1 protein-coding gene is annotated in these 1,175 nt (G+C 75.1%); it reads right to left on the minus strand.

Features of this window, described 5'->3' with window-relative positions; all coding sequences use genetic code 11:
* Window positions 1-116: 116 nt before the first annotated feature.
* Window positions 117-1,175, minus strand: a 1,059-nt coding sequence (locus C6N75_RS28110) for a YihY/virulence factor BrkB family protein (RefSeq protein WP_407703284.1), incomplete at its 5' end; no start/stop codon positions are given.

Genomic DNA, 1,175 nt, shown 5'->3' on the forward strand with positions numbered 1-1,175 from the left:
GCACGGCCCCTGGGCGCCCCCGCCGCGTACCGCCCCCTCCGCCGGACCCGACCCGACGGCCTGATCCGGCCCCGGGCCGGCCGGCGGGCCCGGGACGTCCGCCGACCGGCCCGGTGTCAGGCGGACAGCGTCGGGCCGCCCTTGCGGGTGGAGACCCCCGGCCCGCCCTGGCCGCCGGACGCCTTGCGCGCGGCGAACCGGCGGATCAGCGGACGCGGCCACGTGCGGGTGTCCCGCGGCTCCACATACGGCTCCTCGGTCTCCGGCAGGCCGCCGCTGATCGCCCGCTGCCGGGCCAGCTCCGCGTCCAGTTCGAGGCCCAGCAGGATCGCCAGGTTGGACAGCCACAGCCACACCAGGAAGGTGATGACACCGGCCAGCGTGCCGTACGTCTTGTTGTACGAGCCGAAGTTGGCGACGTACAGGGCGAAGCCCGCCGACGCGGCCAGCCACAGCAGCACCGCCAGCACACTGCCCGGGCTCAGCCAGCGGAAGCCCTGCCCGTGCACGTTCGGCGCCCGCCAGAACAGCAGCGCGATCATCGCCACCACCAGGACCAGCAGCACCGGCCACTTCGCCACGCTCCACACGGCGACCGCCGCGCCGCCCGCGCCGATCGCCTCACCGGCGCGCTCCGCCAGCGGCCCGGTGAACACCACGATCACCGCGCTCACCGCGAGCAGCACCATCAGCACCAGCGTCAGGCCCACCTGCAGCGGGGTCAGCTTCCACGCCGGGCGGCCCTCCGGCACGTCGTAGACCGCGTTCGCGGTGCGGATGAACGCCCCCACATACCCGGACGCCGACCACACCGCCGCCACCAGGCTGATCACCGCCACCACGCCGCTGGCGCCGGAGGCGTCCTGCAACTGCTGCACCGCGTTGCCCAGGATGTCCCGCACCGGTCCCGGCGCCAGCTTCTGCAGGCTGTCCAGCACCGCCCGGGTCGCCGACTCGCCGATCACGCCCAGGGCCGACACCATCACCAGCAGCGCCGGGAAGATCGACAGCACGCTGTAGTACGTCAGCGCCGCCGCCTTGTCCGGCAGCTCGTCCTCCATGAACTCCGCGACCGTGCGCTTGAGCACCGCCCGCCAGGAGGACGCCCGCAGCTCCACCGGCCGCTCCACCGCCCCATCCGCCCCCGGCCCGCCGCCGGCGTCGCCGGCCCCGCC

Source organism: Streptomyces solincola (assembly GCF_002982015.1).
GTDB lineage: Bacteria > Actinomycetota > Actinomycetes > Streptomycetales > Streptomycetaceae > Streptomyces > Streptomyces solincola.